This window comes from Streptomyces sp. NPDC101219 (genome assembly GCF_044767675.1).
In the GTDB taxonomy this organism is placed as follows: Bacteria; Actinomycetota; Actinomycetes; order Streptomycetales; family Streptomycetaceae; genus Streptomyces.
Map to the genome: position 1 here is coordinate 122,296 of NZ_JBIWOK010000008.1, position 13,824 is coordinate 136,119.

Annotated in this window: 13 protein-coding genes; 8 read left to right on the forward strand and 5 right to left on the reverse strand. The window is 73.5% G+C overall.

All coding sequences use genetic code 11. From position 1 onward, the window contains the following. The first annotated feature begins 135 nt into the window (after window positions 1–135). Window positions 136–621: an Lrp/AsnC family transcriptional regulator gene (locus ACIRPP_RS17720; RefSeq protein ID WP_164332570.1), complete on the forward strand. Its 486-nt coding sequence runs from the start codon at window positions 136–138 to the stop codon at window positions 619–621. A gap of 61 nt (window positions 622–682) precedes the next feature. On the opposite strand, the gene ACIRPP_RS17725 is transcribed toward ACIRPP_RS17720, so the two are convergent. Together ACIRPP_RS17725 and ACIRPP_RS17730 are read right to left on the reverse strand one after the other, a co-directional pair. Continuing rightward, window positions 683–1,273 carry a TetR/AcrR family transcriptional regulator gene (locus tag ACIRPP_RS17725; protein ID WP_403643348.1) on the reverse strand — a complete coding sequence of 197 codons (591 nt, stop codon included), beginning with the start codon at window positions 1,271–1,273 and terminating at the stop codon, window positions 683–685. Beyond that, window positions 1,270–2,784 carry a 3-hydroxyacyl-CoA dehydrogenase gene (locus tag ACIRPP_RS17730; RefSeq protein WP_403643350.1) on the reverse strand — a complete coding sequence of 505 codons (1,515 nt, stop codon included), beginning with the start codon at window positions 2,782–2,784 and terminating at the stop codon, window positions 1,270–1,272. Before ACIRPP_RS17730 ends, ACIRPP_RS17725 begins: the two co-directional genes overlap by 4 nt. A 160-nt stretch (window positions 2,785–2,944) precedes the next feature. On the opposite strand from ACIRPP_RS17730, the gene paaN reads away from it, so the two are divergent. After that, the gene (paaN, locus tag ACIRPP_RS17735) at window positions 2,945–4,636 is read left to right on the forward strand and encodes a phenylacetic acid degradation protein PaaN (RefSeq protein ID WP_403643353.1); all 1,692 of its coding nucleotides are present in this window, start codon (window positions 2,945–2,947) and stop codon (window positions 4,634–4,636) included. Between the two features lie 126 nt (window positions 4,637–4,762). Here paaN and ACIRPP_RS17740 read toward each other — a convergent pair whose 3' ends face one another. From ACIRPP_RS17740 to ACIRPP_RS17750, 3 genes are all read right to left on the reverse strand, one after another. Continuing rightward, window positions 4,763–5,647 carry a TrmH family RNA methyltransferase gene (locus ACIRPP_RS17740; protein WP_403643356.1) on the reverse strand — a complete coding sequence of 295 codons (885 nt, stop codon included), beginning with the start codon at window positions 5,645–5,647 and terminating at the stop codon, window positions 4,763–4,765. 137 nt (window positions 5,648–5,784) lie between these two features. Next, window positions 5,785–7,251, reverse strand: a complete 1,467-nt coding sequence (locus ACIRPP_RS17745; RefSeq protein WP_403643359.1) for an HTTM domain-containing protein — start codon at window positions 7,249–7,251, stop codon at window positions 5,785–5,787. Further along, window positions 7,248–8,351, reverse strand: a complete 1,104-nt coding sequence (locus ACIRPP_RS17750) for a DUF5819 family protein (protein ID WP_403643362.1) — start codon at window positions 8,349–8,351, stop codon at window positions 7,248–7,250. The genes ACIRPP_RS17745 and ACIRPP_RS17750 overlap by 4 nt, the downstream gene beginning before the upstream one ends. Window positions 8,352–8,779: 428 nt before the next feature. Between ACIRPP_RS17750 and paaA the strand changes: the two genes are divergently transcribed. The 6 genes from paaA (at window position 8,780) to ACIRPP_RS17780 (ending at window position 13,795) form a co-directional block, all read left to right on the forward strand. Further along, window positions 8,780–9,838, forward strand: coding sequence for a 1,2-phenylacetyl-CoA epoxidase subunit PaaA (gene paaA, locus ACIRPP_RS17755; RefSeq protein ID WP_403643365.1), 1,059 nt, complete (start codon window positions 8,780–8,782; stop codon window positions 9,836–9,838). Then, window positions 9,835–10,122 (forward strand): 1,2-phenylacetyl-CoA epoxidase subunit PaaB, encoded by a 288-nt coding sequence (gene paaB / locus ACIRPP_RS17760; protein WP_164333619.1) that lies wholly within the window; start codon window positions 9,835–9,837, stop codon window positions 10,120–10,122. Before paaA ends, paaB begins: the two co-directional genes overlap by 4 nt. Beyond that, window positions 10,119–10,853: a 1,2-phenylacetyl-CoA epoxidase subunit PaaC gene (gene paaC / locus ACIRPP_RS17765; RefSeq protein WP_403643369.1), complete on the forward strand. Its 735-nt coding sequence runs from the start codon at window positions 10,119–10,121 to the stop codon at window positions 10,851–10,853. The genes paaB and paaC overlap by 4 nt, the downstream gene beginning before the upstream one ends. Further along, complete coding sequence (gene paaD, locus ACIRPP_RS17770) at window positions 10,847–11,398, forward strand: 1,2-phenylacetyl-CoA epoxidase subunit PaaD (RefSeq protein ID WP_403643372.1); 552 nt, start codon at window positions 10,847–10,849, stop codon at window positions 11,396–11,398. The genes paaC and paaD overlap by 7 nt, the downstream gene beginning before the upstream one ends. Continuing rightward, window positions 11,398–12,459, forward strand: coding sequence for a 2Fe-2S iron-sulfur cluster-binding protein (locus ACIRPP_RS17775; RefSeq protein WP_403643375.1), 1,062 nt, complete (start codon window positions 11,398–11,400; stop codon window positions 12,457–12,459). Before paaD ends, ACIRPP_RS17775 begins: the two co-directional genes overlap by 1 nt. A gap of 202 nt (window positions 12,460–12,661) precedes the next feature. Next, entirely contained in the window at window positions 12,662–13,795 is a 1,134-nt protein-coding gene (locus ACIRPP_RS17780) for an acyl-CoA dehydrogenase family protein (RefSeq protein ID WP_403643378.1), read from the forward strand. Window positions 13,796–13,824 lie beyond the last annotated feature (29 nt).

Genomic DNA, 13,824 nt, shown 5'->3' on the forward strand with positions numbered 1-13,824 from the left:
CACCAACCGATTGTTCGGTCGCCGGCACATTTTGGCTACGGGTGACGCCAGGCTGTGGACAAACGGTCCTCCACAACCTGAGATGGATGCAGGACGTCCATCGTGGAGAGGCGGGGGCGGGTGTCGTCTGAACAAATGGCCGAGGGATCGGAGCCCGTCGGACCCCTGCGGCCCGCGCGCCCCCTCGACGCCATCGATCAGGACATCCTGCGCATGCTCCAGGTGGACGGCCGTGCGTCGATACGGTCGGTGGCCGAGCGGGTGCACGTGTCGCGGGCGAACGCCTACGCCCGGATCAACCGGCTCATGGAGGACGGTGTCATCCGCGGCTTCGGCGCCCGGGTGGACCACGAACGGGCCGGGCACGGCACGTCCGCGTACATCACCCTGAAGATCGTCCAGAACTCCTGGCGCACCGTCCGGGAGCAGCTCAGACAGCTGCCGGGCGCCTCGCACATCGCCCTCGTCGGCGGTGACTTCGACGTGCTGCTGCTGGTGCACACGCCGGACAACCGGACCCTGCGCGAACTGGTGCTCACCCGGCTCCAGGCGATCCCGGAGGTGCTCAGCACACGCACCCTGCTGGTGTTCGAGGAGGAGGACCTGGAACCGCAGGGCTGAACCGCGACCCTGCGGCGACAAGCGGGCGCGGACGCCCGGGTGGCGGGGCCGGCTGCTCGGCTCAGGGCGCCTTGCGCAGCCCGTCGAAGGCGAGCCGGACCACCGCGTCGGCGACCTCCCGCTCGCTCGAACCGCGGCCGTCGGGCCGGTACCACTCGACAATCGAGTTGATCATGCCGAAGACCAGCCTGGTCACGAGCCGGCCGTCTATGTCCTCGCGCACGTCCCCGTCGGCCGCGGCGGCCCTGAGCAGGGCGGCCACCCGGTGGTCGAACTCGCGCCGCCGCTCCAGCGCCCACCGTTCGGTGCCGGTGTTGCCGCGCACCCTCAGCAGCAGCGTCACGTACGGCAGTTCGGCCGTGAGCACCTCGACCATGCGGCGCACGACGTACTCCAGGCGGTCGGCCGCCCGCCCCTCACGCGCGGGCTCCTCGTCGAGGATGCCGAAGAGCCCGTCCAGCGCCCGGCTCACCGCACGGCGCAGCAGCTCCTCCTTGCCGGCCACGTGATGGTAGATCGACGACTTGGAGATGCCGGCCGCCCTGGACAGGTGCTCCATGGAGGTGCCGTCGTAGCCGCGTTCGTTGAACACCTGGACGGCGACGGACAGCAGGGTCTCCGGGGTGTAGGTGTCGCGCCGGACGGTGGTCATGGGGTGCTCTCCCGCTTCTCGGTGGCCCGCGCGTGCCGGTACAGCGCCAGGGACGGGGCATGGCGGCCGGACGGGTCGCGCTCGTGCAGCTGCCGGAGGAGGGCGTGGGCCCAGTCGCGGCCGAGGCGGCGGCTCCACTCGAAGGGGCCGAGCGGGTAGTTGACGCCCAGGCGCATCGCGGTGTCGATGTCCTCCTCGGTGGCCACCGCGTGGGCGACGGCGTCGTGCGCGAGGTCGATGATCCGCGCCACCGTGCGGGCGACGATCATGCCGGGCACGTCACCGATGACGCTGACCCGCTTGCCGAGCGCCTGGAACAGGCCGGTGGCCTCGCCGACCGTCCGGGCGGGCGTGTCGGGGCCGGCCGAGAGCGCGATGCGGTTCGCGCCGCGGTAGTCCAGGGCGAGGTCGAACTGGACGGTGTCGCGGCGTTCCACGGCCGTCCGGCCGTCGGCGAGCACCAGGTGGCCGCCGCCGGGCAGCACCAGCCGGCCGTCCCCGTCCGCGCTGCCCTCGCGCACCTCGATACCGGCCTCGCGGATCAGCGGCAGGAGGTCCGAGGCGGGGCCCAGGCCCCCGTCGGCGACGACGTACGCGGGGGCGGGCTCCGGCCCCGCGGTGTGCGGTGCGGGCCGCTCGGCGCCGTCGCGGTGGTCGTACCAGCCGCGTCCGCTCTTGCGGCCCAGGCGGCCGGACTCGACCAGGCGGCGCTGGGCCAGGGACGGCGTGAAGCGCACGTCGTGGAAGAACGACTGCCACACCGAGTGGGTCACGGACTCGTTGACGTCCTGCCCGATCAGGTCGGTCAGCTCGAAGGCGCCCATCCGGAAACCGCCGGACTCGCGCAGGACCGCGTCCACGGTCGCCGGATCGGCACCCCGCGCCTCGTACACCGCGAACGCCTCGGCGTAGAAGGGCCGGGCGATGCGGTTGACGATGAAGCCGGGGGTGTCGGCGCAGGCGACCGGCGACTTGCCCCAGGCGCGGGCGGTCTCCTGCGCGCGGGCGGCGCAGTCGGCGTCGGTCGCGAAGCCGGAGACCACCTCGACGAGCGGCAGCAGCGGGGCGGGGTTGAAGAAGTGCAGGCCCACGAACCGGCCGGGCACGCGCAGGGCGCCGCCGATGGCCGTGACCGACAGGGAGGAGGTGTTGGTGGCGAGCAGACAGTCGTCGGAGACGATCTTCTCCAGCGCGCCGAACAGCTCCTGCTTGACGTCGAGCCGCTCCAGGACGGCCTCGACGACGAGGGCGCAGTCCGCGAGGTCGGACAGCTCGCCGGCGGGCAGCAGGCGCGCGCGGGCCGCGTCCCGGTCCGCGGCGGTGAGCCGCTCCTTGGCGACCAGGCGGTCGAGCCGCGCGCCGATCGCGTCGGCGGCCTCCCGCGCCCGGCCCGGGACGGCGTCGTACAGCCGCACGGGATGGCCCGCGACCAGCGCGACCTGGGCGATTCCCTGGCCCATGGTGCCGGTGCCGACCACGGCCACGGGACTGCTGAGGTCGAGTGCTGTCATGTGCGCGATCCTCCCGCACGACGTTTTCCACAGATGCGGCGGACCCCCTTGTCCCGACCGATCGTTCGGTTACTCTAACTCTGACCGCCCGTCCCTGCCCATGTTTCTGCCCAGGTCCATGAACTCGCCGACGAGTTCCTGAGACGAGGAGTTGGTCCCCATGGCCGCCGAACTCACCGCGCACGAGCTGATCACCCGGCACCGGCCCACGCTGGACGGGGCCCTCGAAGCGATCCGCACGCGCGCGTACTGGTCCCCCCACCCCGAACATCCCAAGGCCTACGGGGAGAACGGCAGCCTGGACCTGGCGGCGGGCAAGGCCGCCTTCGACGCCCTGCTCGGCACCCGCCTGGACCTCGGCCAGCCCGGCACCGACGACTGGGTCGACGGCGAGGTCTCCCCCTACGGCATCGACCTGGGCGTGAGCTACCCGCACGCGGACCTCGACGAGCTGCTGCCCGCCATGAAGGCCGGCATGCGGGCCTGGCGGGACGCGGGCGCGGAGACCCGCGCGGTGGTCTGCCTGGAGATCCTCAAGCGGATCAGCGACCGGACGCACGAGTTCGCCCACGCGGTCATGCACACCTCCGGGCAGGCGTTCATGATGGCGTTCCAGGCGGGCGGCCCGCACGCACAGGACCGCGGCCTGGAGGCCGTCGCCTACGCCTACGTGGAGCAGGTCCGCACGCCCGACACCGCGGAGTGGACCAAGCCGCAGGGCAAGCGCGACCCCCTGGCACTGACCAAGACGTTCACGCCGGTCCCGCGCGGCATCGGCCTGGTCATCGGCTGCAACACCTTCCCCACGTGGAACGGCTACCCGGGCCTGTTCGCCTCCCTGGCCACCGGCAACGCGGTCCTGGTCAAGCCGCACCCGCGCGCGGTCCTGCCGCTGGCGCTCACCGTGCAGGTGGCCCGCCAGGTGCTCACCGAGGCCGGCTTCGACCCGAACCTGGTGGCGCTGGCCGCCGAGCGGCCCGGCGAGGGCATCGCCAAGACGCTCGCCACCCGCCCGGAGATCCGGATCATCGACTACACCGGCTCGACCGAGTTCGGCGACTGGCTGGAGGCCAACGCCCGCCAGGCGCAGGTGTACACCGAGAAGGCCGGCGTCAACACGGTGATCGTCGAGTCCACCGACGACTACCAGGGGATGCTGTCCAACCTGGCGTTCTCCCTGTCGCTGTACAGCGGCCAGATGTGCACCACCCCGCAGAACCTGCTCATCCCCCGTGAGGGCATCGCCACCGACGCGGGCCACAAGACCTTCGACGAGGTCACCGCCGACCTGGCGAAGGCGGTCGACGGCCTGCTCGGCGACGACACCCGGGCCAACGCCCTGCTCGGCGCGATCGTCAACCCGGACGTCAAGGCCCGCCTGGAGGCCGCCGCCGGTCTCGGCGAGGTGGCCCTCGCCTCCCGGGAGATCACCCACCCCGAGTTCCCGGGCGCGGTGGTCCGCACCCCGGTGATCGTGAAGCTGGACGGTTCGAAGCCGGACGCCGAGGCCGCCTACATGAGCGAGTGCTTCGGCCCGGTGTCCTTCGCCGTCGCGGTCGACTCCGCCACGGACGCGGCCGACCTGCTGCGGCGCACCGTCCGCGAGAAGGGCGCCATGACGGTCGGCGCGTACACCACCTCCCCGGAGGTCGAGGAGGCCGTGCGGGAGGTCTGCCTGGAGGAGGCCGCCCAGCTCTCCCTCAATCTGACCGGCGGGGTGTACGTGAACCAGACGGCCGCCTTCTCCGACTTCCACGGCTCGGGCGGCAACCCCGCGGCCAACGCGGCCCTGACCGACGGCGCGTTCGTCGCCAACCGGTTCCGGGTGGTCGAGGTGCGCCGGGAGGCGTAGGCACGGGACGCCGGTGCCGTGTGAGGTGCGGTGTGGCGGTGCCGTGTGGCGGTGCCGTGCACCGGCGCCGTCCACAGGTGCCTGCCACTCGCGCCCTCCGCCGGTGTTGTCGCCGGGCGGAGTTCCTCAGGCGGGGGCTCCCCCGGTGGCGCTCCAGTGGTACAGCGCCATGGCCACACTGGTCGCGAGGTTGTAGCTGGACACCTGGGGACGCATGGGCAGCGCGACCAGGTGGTCCGCCCGCTCCCGCAGCTCCGGCGAGAGACCGCTGCGCTCGGAGCCGAACGCGAGCAGCGCGTCGTCGGGCAGCTTGATACCGCGGATGTCCTGGCCCTCGGGATCGAGCGCGAACACCGGCCCGGCGGGCAGTTCGGCAACGGCCAGCCGCTCCACCGTCGTCGCGAAGTGCAGCCCGGCTCCGCCGCGCACCACGGTGGGGTGCCAGGGGTCCAGCGTGCCGGTGGTGACGACACCGGTCGCCCCGAATCCGGCGGCCAGCCGGATCACCGCCCCGGCGTTGCCCAGGTTGCGCGGCTGGTCCAGGACCACGACGGGAGCGGTGCGCGGGGTGCGCGCCAGCGCCTCCAGACGCCCCGCGCGCGACGGCCGGACCGCGAGGGCGGCCACGGCGGTGGGGTGCGGGCGCGGCACGACCGACGCGTACGCCTCGTAGGACACCTCGGCCAGCAGCACCTTCAGCGGCTCCCGGACGTCCGGGGCCAGCTCGCCGGCGAGGGCGAGAGCGGCATCCCGGTCCGCGGTGACCGCCACCCGGATCTCCGCGCCGAAGCGCAGGGCGTGCTTGACCGCGTGGAAGCCGTCGAGCAGGACCACCTCCTCGGTTCCGGCCTGCCGACGCCAGACGCCCAGGGCGTCGGGCGAGGAAGAGGAAGAGGAAGAGGAAGAGGAAGGGGCAGGGGGAGGGGGAGGGGACGCGGGGGAGCCGGCGGTGGGGTGGAGCGCGGGAGCGGGGCGGTCGAGAGCGGGTCGGTCGGGGTCGGGCACGGTCATGTCCGGCAGCCTACGTGCGCTCCGGGCGAGGTCCGGCGCGGTCCGGGCTCGCTCGGTGTCCACGGTGCCGGCCCTCCGCGGGGCGTGCGGGCGTTTGCCTTCGGGTGCGGTCCGCCCGCGCGGCAACGGCAAGCAGCTCAGGGCTTCCCCTGAGTGCGGTCGCCGGGGGCGCCACGGGGCGCGGGGAGGACGGGCCCCCGGTCGGGCGGGGGCCCGGATGCCGGCTCGGCAGTGGGGGCGGGACCGGGGCCGGGGTGGCCTGGGTGGCCGATGCCAGCACCGGCCCGGGGGTGGGGGTCAGGGCTCGGGTTCGGGTTCGGGTCCGGGTCCGGGTCCGGGTCCGGGTTCGGGTCCGGGTTCCGGCCAGCGTTCAGGTCCTGGGCCGGTGCTCGATCGGGACGTAGACCGGAGTCGGTGCCGGAGCCAGTGCCGGACGCGGTCGTGTCCCGGCTGCGGCGCACGTGACCGGGCCCCCACCGGAGTCCCCGCAGCCCCGTCGCCGCGCGGCCCAGGCGGCGCAGGAAGGACGTCGGCAGGAAGACGGCGTCGGCCGCGATCATCGCCAGGGAGAAGAACGGCAGCCCCAGGACGACTGCGATCGCGGCGTGCTCGGCGATCATGGCGGCCAGCAGGACGTTCTTCACCCGCCGGTTGAACAGCGTGAACGGGAAGGCGACCTGCACGGCCACCGTCCCGTAGGTGACCAGCATGACCAGGGTGCCGCTGGCGGAGAGCAGGTCCCCGAGCGCGGGCCAGGGCGAGAAGTACTCGAGCTGCAGCGGGTAGTAGACCGCGGTGCCGTCCTGCCAGCGCGATCCCTGGACCTTGTACCAGCCGGCCGTGGCGTAGATCAGACACGCCTCGGCCATGATCACGAGCAGCGCACCGTTGTGCACGATGTTGGCGATGACGTCGAGCAGGATCCGCGGTTGCCCGTTCCCGGCCCGGCGGCCTGTCAGCCACCACAGGCCCTGGGCCGCCCACACGGTCCACAACAGCACCGGGACGAACAGCTCGCCGTCCATCCTCCCCGCCAGTGTCGCCACCAGCAGCAGGAAGCCGAGCACGCCCCAGAGCACGGGTCCGGTCCGGTCCCGCGGTTCCTCGCCGCGCGCGTGTGCCTCCGCCGCGCGCCGGGCCCGCCGGGCGTCCAGCGACCAGACCTGGCCGCAGCGCGTGAACACCAGGTAGATCGCCATCAGGTGCAGCACGTTGTCGCCGCCGTCGCCCATGAAGACGCTGCGGTTCTGCAGGGAGAGCACGCCCACCATGAACAGCACCGACATGGTGCGGGTGCGCCAGCCCAGCAGCAGCAGAAGGCTCCACACCATCGCGAGCACGTAGAGGACCTCGAACCAGCCCTGTCCGTCCGACCAGAGCAGGGCGGTGAAGGCGCCGTTCGTCCCGACCAGCTGCTGGGCCAGGTCCCACGCCCAGGGGCTGTCGGGCCCGTACAGCTCCTGGCGGTGGGGGAACTCGCGGAGCAGGAACAGCAGCCAGGTCACACTGAAGCCGATGCGTATGACGGCACTCTGGTAGGGGCCCAGAGGGGCGTCGGTCACGCGCGCGATGCCGCGCGAGAGCGTCAGCGAGAAGCGGTTCACCCGATGCCTCCCCGGGCCTCGTCGTCGGGCACCGGCCACCAGGGCAGGATGCGGTCGACCGGGGTGGTGGAGACCTGTTCGTCGCTCCATTCGGGCGGCGGCACGTTCCTGGTGCGCGAGCGGACCTGCACCCGGTCGACGACGTCGCCCTCGCCGGCCGCGTCCGCCCGGTCCAGACGCATCACGACGATCCGGCGGAGGTAGGACTCCGACAGCGCTCCCCGTCCGCCCACCGGACGGTTCTCGTCGTCGTGGGTGGCGACGAAGAAGTCCCAGGCCCTGCGCAGCTCGTTCTGCTGGGTGTGGCTGGGCAGCAGGTTGCCGTCGATGGCCCGCCCGTCCTCGGCGGACAGGTCGTACCAGCGGGTGGTGCGCACGCCCCCGTCGGCGGTGCGGATGTCGGCCCGCACCTGGAGGGAGATGTTCTGCTGCAGCGGGTTCGGCGCGAACAGCTTCCAGTTCTGTTCGAACTCCGGGTAGATCCACTGCTGGATCGCCTCGCCGTGTTCCTTGCTCACGGTGTTGGCCGGGGCGACGTGCAGGAAGGTCATGCCCAGGTGCACGCACACGCCGATCGCGACGACGGCGAGCGCGAGGGCGGCCCCCAACCGGTACCGCAGCGACAGCGCGGCCACACCCGTGCGCGGTCCGCCGACGGAGGCGCCGGTCGCGACACCGGCGACGGCAGTGCCGGGAGCAGCGCCGGGGCGGGTGCCGGGGCCAGGAGCAGCGCCGGGGCGGGTGCCGGGGCCAGGAGCAGCGCCGGGCCGGGTGTCGGGGCCGGGAGCAGTTCCGAGGTCGGGGTCGGGGCCGGGGCGGGCCTCGGGGCCGGGGCGGGCCTCGGGGCCGGGGCCGGGGCGGGCCTCGGGGCCGGGGCCGGGGTCGGTGCCGAGGCTGGACTCGGGGCCGGGGCCGAGGCGGGGGTCGGGGCCGGGGCCTGCCTCGGGGCCGGGGCGGGGGTCGGGGTGGGAAGCGGCGACGACGGCCGGAAAGGGCAACGGGGGAGTGGGCCCGGTGGCCGGGGGAGTCTCCCCCGGGTCCGAGCCGCTCGGCCCCGCCGGCCCGCGCCGGGCCGGGGAGCCGTCGTCGTTCGCGTCCATTCCGCCCCGTTCCACCCTGAGGTCCGTTCACCGCCCCGCCGCGCGCGGGACCGGTCACCCCTGCCGCACCGCTGTCGCCGCAGTGCGGTGCCTCGCGGCGCCGTCACGGTGCGCCGGACGGAACGGTACTCAGCACCGGTAGCACTGGCACACCCCCGACGGGCTCCGCTTGCCGTGGCCGTCACCACATCCGCACATCGGCCGGTCGTGCCGGCGCCCGGGCCGGCCGGGTACGTGGCGGGCCCCCGCCCCTGCCGGCCAAGGGACCGAAAGCGCCCCCGGCGAGGTTGTCCACAGCGGTTGACACCTCGCGACGGCCGTCTCACCATGGAATCGCACGAACCGAACGATCGGTCGGGAGCAGATCCGCCGCCGCAGGGCGGACCGGCCGAGAAACCAGGCCAGAACACCAGGTCGAGGGGGACCCCATGGCGACAGCAGCCGCCCGCGATACGGCACGCGGCCCGGTGGACGACGCGCTCGACGGCGCCACCGACACCACCGAGTTCGAGCGTGCCTTCGACGCGGCCGTCGCCGCCGACGAGCGGATCGAGCCGCGCGACTGGATGCCGGACGCCTACCGCGCCACCCTCGTGCGGCAGATCGCCCAGCACGCCCACTCCGAGATCATCGGCATGCAGCCCGAGGCCAACTGGATCACGCGTGCGCCCTCCCTGCGCCGCAAGGCCATCCTGATGGCCAAGGTGCAGGACGAGGCCGGACACGGCCTGTATCTCTACAGCGCCGCCGAGACGCTCGGCACCGGCCGCGACGAGCTGCTCGACAAGCTGCACTCCGGCCGCCAGAAGTACTCCTCGATCTTCAACTACCCGACGCTGACCTGGGCGGACGTCGGCGCGATCGGCTGGCTGGTCGACGGCGCGGCGATCACCAACCAGGTCCCTCTGTGCCGCTGCTCCTACGGCCCCTACGCCCGCGCGATGGTCCGTATCTGCAAGGAGGAGTCCTTCCACCAGCGCCAGGGCTACGAGCTGCTGCTCGCGCTCAGCAACGGCACGCCGGAGCAGCACGCCATGGCGCAGGACGCCGTCGACCGCTGGTGGTGGCCGTCATTGATGATGTTCGGCCCGCCCGACGACGAGTCGCAGCACTCCGCGCAGTCGATGGCCTGGAAGATCAAGCGGCACTCCAACGACGAGCTGCGCCAGCGCTTCGTCGACATCTGCGTCCCCCAGGCCGAATCCCTCGGCCTCACCCTCCCCGACCCCGACCTGCGGTGGAACGAGGCCCGGGGCCACTACGACTTCGGCGCGATCGACTGGTCCGAGTTCTGGGACGTCCTCAAGGGAAACGGCCCGTGCAACGAGCAGCGGCTGTCCCAGCGCCGGAGGGCGCACGAGGAGGGCGCCTGGGTCCGCGACGCGGCCGCGGCCCACGCCGCCAAGCACACCCGGCGGACACCGGCCGCAGCCGGCGCCACCGTTGAGACAGGCACGTACAGCGAGACAGGAGCGGCCCGCGCATGACCCACACCGACTGGCCCCTGTGGGAGGTCTTCGTGCGTTCGCGCCGCGGCCTGTCCCACACCCACGCGGGCAGCCTGCACGCACCCGACGCGGAGCTGGCGCTGCGCAACGCCCGGGACCTGTACACCCGGCGCGGCGAGGGCGTCTCCCTGTGGGTCGTGCCGTCCTCCGCGATCACCGCCTCCTCGCCCGACGAGAAGGACCCCTTCTTCGAGCCTTCCGCCGACAAGCCGTACCGGCACCCCACCTTCTACGACATCCCCGAGGGGGTGCAGCACCTGTGACGACGACACCCGCGAAGGACACCGCCGTCACGGCGGCCGCCCTGGCCCTCGGCGACGACGCCCTGGTGCTCTCCCACCGGCTGGGCGAGTGGGCCGGCCACGCCCCCGTCCTGGAGGAGGAGGTCGCCCTCGCCAACATCGCCCTGGACCTGCTCGGCCAGGCCCGGGTGCTGCTGTCCATGGCGGGCGACGAGGACGAGCTGGCGTACCTGCGCGAGGAGCGCGCCTTCCGCAACCTCCAGCTCGTGGAGCAGCCCAACGGCGACTTCGCCCACACCATCGCCCGCCAGCTGTTCTTCTCCACGTACCAGCATCTGCTGTACACCGAACTGGCCTCCGGTGACGGTCCGTTCGCCCCGCTGGCCGGGAAGGCCGTCAAGGAGACGGCCTACCACCGCGACCACGCCGAGCAGTGGACCCTGCGCCTGGGCGACGGCACCGAGGAGAGCCACGGCAGGATGCAGCGGGCCGTGGACGCCCTGTGGCGGTACACCGGGGAGATGTTCCGGCCCGTCGAGGGTCTCGACACCGACCCGGCCGGCCTGGAGTCGGCCTGGCTGGAGCAGATCGGCCGGACTCTCCAGCAGGCCACGCTCACCGTGCCCGGCACGCCCCGCACGGGCGCCTGGACGGCCGGCGCGGGCCGCCAGGGACTGCACACCGAGCCGTTCGGCCGCATGCTCGCCGAGATGCAGCACCTGCACCGCAGCCACCCGGGGGCGACATGGTGACCGTCACGCCCCTGGAGGCGGAGCTCCTGGACATCGCCGGCTCGGTGCCCGACCCCGAGCTGCCCGTGCTGACCCTGCGCGAGCTGGGCGTCGTCCGCGCGGTCCACGCCCGGGGCACCGACGCTGTCGAGGTGGAGCTGACCCCGACCTACACCGGCTGCCCGGCCATCGAGGCCATGTCGCTGGACATAGAGCGCGCGCTGCTCGACCACGGGGTGCGGGAGGTCACCGTCCGCACGGTGCTCGCGCCCGCCTGGTCGACGGACGACATCACCGACGAGGGGCGGCGCAAGCTGCGCGAGTTCGGCATCGCCCCGCCGCGCGTGCGGGAGACGTCCGGTCCGGTGCTCGTGGACCTGGGCCCGACCCGCGGCCACGGATCCCCGCCGGTGGGCGGGCCGGAAGTGCCCCTGGAGGCGATCAGCTGCCCGCACTGCGGCTCCGCCGACACCGAGCTGCTCAGCCGCTTCTCCTCCACGGCGTGCAAGGCGCTGCGCCGGTGCCTGGCCTGCCGTGAACCGTTCGACCACTTCAAGGAGCTGTGATGGCCCGCTTCCACCGGCTCCGGGTGGCCGCGGTCGACCGGCTCACCGACGACTCCGTCGCCCTCACCCTCGCCGTCCCCCCGGAGCTGCGCGAGGCGTACCGCTACGTCCCCGGCCAGCACCTGGCCCTGCGGCGCACGACCGAGGGCGCGGAGATCCGGCGCACGTACTCCATCTGCTCCCCCGCACCCGACGGCCGGGCTCCGGACACGCTGCGGGTGGGGGTACGGCTCGTCGAGGGCGGCGCCTTCTCCACGTACGCGCTCAAGGAGATCAACATCGGGGACGAGCTGGAGGTGATGACCCCGGCGGGCCGGTTCACGCTGCCGCCCGCACCCGGGCTGTACGCGGCGGTCGTCGGCGGCAGCGGCATCACCCCGGTGCTGTCGATCGTCTCGACCCTGCTGGAGCGCGAGCCCCGGGCCCGGTTCTGCCTGATACGCAGCGACCGGACGTCCGCGTCGACGATGTTCCTGGAGGAGGTCGCCGAACTTAAGGACCGCTACCCGGAGCGGTTCCAGCTGGTCACGGTGCTCTCCCGGGAGGAACAGCAGGCGGGGCTGCCGTCCGGGCGGCTCGACCGGGAACGGCTGACCGCCCTGCTTCCGGCCCTGCTCCCCGTGGAGCGGGTGGACGGCTGGTTCCTGTGCGGGCCGTACGGCCTGGTCGAGGGCGCCGACCGGGCGCTGCGCTCCCTGGGGGTGGACCGGTCCCGGGTCCACCAGGAGATCTTCCACGTGGACGCCGCCCCGGTGCCCGCGGGCGGCAGGGGCACCGCCCCGGCTCACAGCACCGTCACCGCCCGGCTCGACGGACGCGGCGGCACCTGGCCCGTGCAGGACGGCGAGTCCCTGCTGGACACGGTGCTGCGGAACCGGCCGGACGCGCCCTACGCCTGCAAGGGCGGAGTGTGCGGGACGTGCCGTGCCTTCCTCGTCTCGGGCGAAGTGCGGATGGACCGCAACTACGCACTGGAATCGGAGGAGACCGAGGCGGGCTACGTCCTGGCCTGCCAGTCCCGCGCGGTGACGGAGCGGGTGGAGCTGGACTTCGACCGGTAGCCGGAGAAGGGGACGGGGCCGATCGCCTCGGCGGGAGGAAGCACCAAGCCGGTCATTTGCCCCTCCCCCGAGCGGTCGGCCCCGTTCCCTTCTTATAGAACCTGTTCTATCTTGACGCTCCGTCAGTTCAGCGGCCGGCCGGCACCGCTGCGGGCGGGACCGGCTCGGACCGTTTCCGTCGGCGGCGCGGAAGGACAGGACCGTGGATTTCACCTTCACCGAGGAGCAGCAGGCGGCGGCCGAGGCGGCCCGGGGCGTCTTCGCCGGGGTCGCCCCGGACGCGGTGCCCAGCCCCGCACTCGTCCCGGGTGCCGTCGCCGACACGCTGGACCGGCCCCTGTGGGCCCGGCTCGCCGCCGGCGACCTGCTCGGCCTGCTGCTGTCCGAGGAGCACGGCGGCTCCGGTCTGGACGCCGTCGCGCTGTGCCTGGTGCTGCGGGAGTCGGCGAAGGTGCTCGCCCGCGTCCCGCTGCTGGAACACAGCGCCGCGGCAGCGGTCGTCCAGGCCCACGGTGGACCGGAGGCACGATCCGCGCTGCTCGCCCCGGCCGTCCGGGGCGAGACCGTGCTGACCGTGGCGCCGCACGGACGTACCGGCCACGACCGGGCCGAGCGTGCCGTCACCGCACGACGGGACGGCGCGGCGTGGGTGCTGGACGGGATGCAGACGACGGTGCCGTGGGCCCACGACGCCGACGTCGTCGTCGTGCCCGCGCACACGGACACCGACCGGACCCTGCTCGCCCTGGTGCCACGGGAGCACGACGGCGTCGCGGTCGCCGAGCAGTTCTCCACCAGCGGAGAGCGACTGGGCGAGCTGCGCCTGTCCTCCGTGCGGATCGGTGCAGGGCACGTGATCGACGCCGACGGGGCCTGGCCGTGGCTGCGCGACCTGCTGGCCACGGGCACGTGCGCGCTGGCCCTCGGGCTGGGGGAGCGGGTCCTGAGGATGACCAGCGAGTACACCGGCCGGCGCGAACAGTTCGGGCATCCGCTCGCCACCTTCCAGGCGGTGGCCGTGCAGGCCGCCGACCGGTACATCGACCTGCGGGCGATGGAGGCCACGCTGTGGCAGGCCGCCTGGCGGCTCAGCCCCGGGGCGACGGGCGTGCTGCCCGCCACCGGAGATGTCGCCGTCGCCAAGATCTGGGCGGCGGAGGGGGTGCGGCGGGTGGTGCAGACGGCGCAGCACCTGCACGGCGGCTTCGGCGCCGACGTGGAGTACCCGCTGCACCGCTACCACGCGTGGGCCAAACACCTGGAGCTCGCCCTGGGACCGGCCGCGGCACACGAGGAAGCACTGGGCGACCTGCTGGCCGCGCATCCCCTCGGCTGAGGAGCGGGTCCGCCGGGCGGGGGGCGGCA

Excerpts from the sequence above, each read along its gene's own strand:
- ACIRPP_RS17720 (WP_164332570.1), top strand. The coding sequence starts at position 136 with ATGGCCGAGGGATCGGAGCCCGTCGGACCCCTGCGGCCCGCGCGCCCC.
- ACIRPP_RS17725 (WP_403643348.1), bottom strand. The coding sequence starts at position 1,273 with ATGACCACCGTCCGGCGCGACACCTACACCCCGGAGACCCTGCTGTCC.
- ACIRPP_RS17730 (WP_403643350.1), bottom strand. The coding sequence starts at position 2,784 with ATGACAGCACTCGACCTCAGCAGTCCCGTGGCCGTGGTCGGCACCGGC.
- paaN (WP_403643353.1), top strand. The coding sequence starts at position 2,945 with ATGGCCGCCGAACTCACCGCGCACGAGCTGATCACCCGGCACCGGCCC.
- ACIRPP_RS17740 (WP_403643356.1), bottom strand. The coding sequence starts at position 5,647 with ATGACCGTGCCCGACCCCGACCGACCCGCTCTCGACCGCCCCGCTCCC.
- ACIRPP_RS17750 (WP_403643362.1), bottom strand. The coding sequence starts at position 8,351 with ATGGACGCGAACGACGACGGCTCCCCGGCCCGGCGCGGGCCGGCGGGG.
- paaA (WP_403643365.1), top strand. The coding sequence starts at position 8,780 with ATGGCGACAGCAGCCGCCCGCGATACGGCACGCGGCCCGGTGGACGAC.
- paaB (WP_164333619.1), top strand. The coding sequence starts at position 9,835 with ATGACCCACACCGACTGGCCCCTGTGGGAGGTCTTCGTGCGTTCGCGC.
- paaD (WP_403643372.1), top strand. The coding sequence starts at position 10,847 with ATGGTGACCGTCACGCCCCTGGAGGCGGAGCTCCTGGACATCGCCGGC.
- ACIRPP_RS17775 (WP_403643375.1), top strand. The coding sequence starts at position 11,398 with ATGGCCCGCTTCCACCGGCTCCGGGTGGCCGCGGTCGACCGGCTCACC.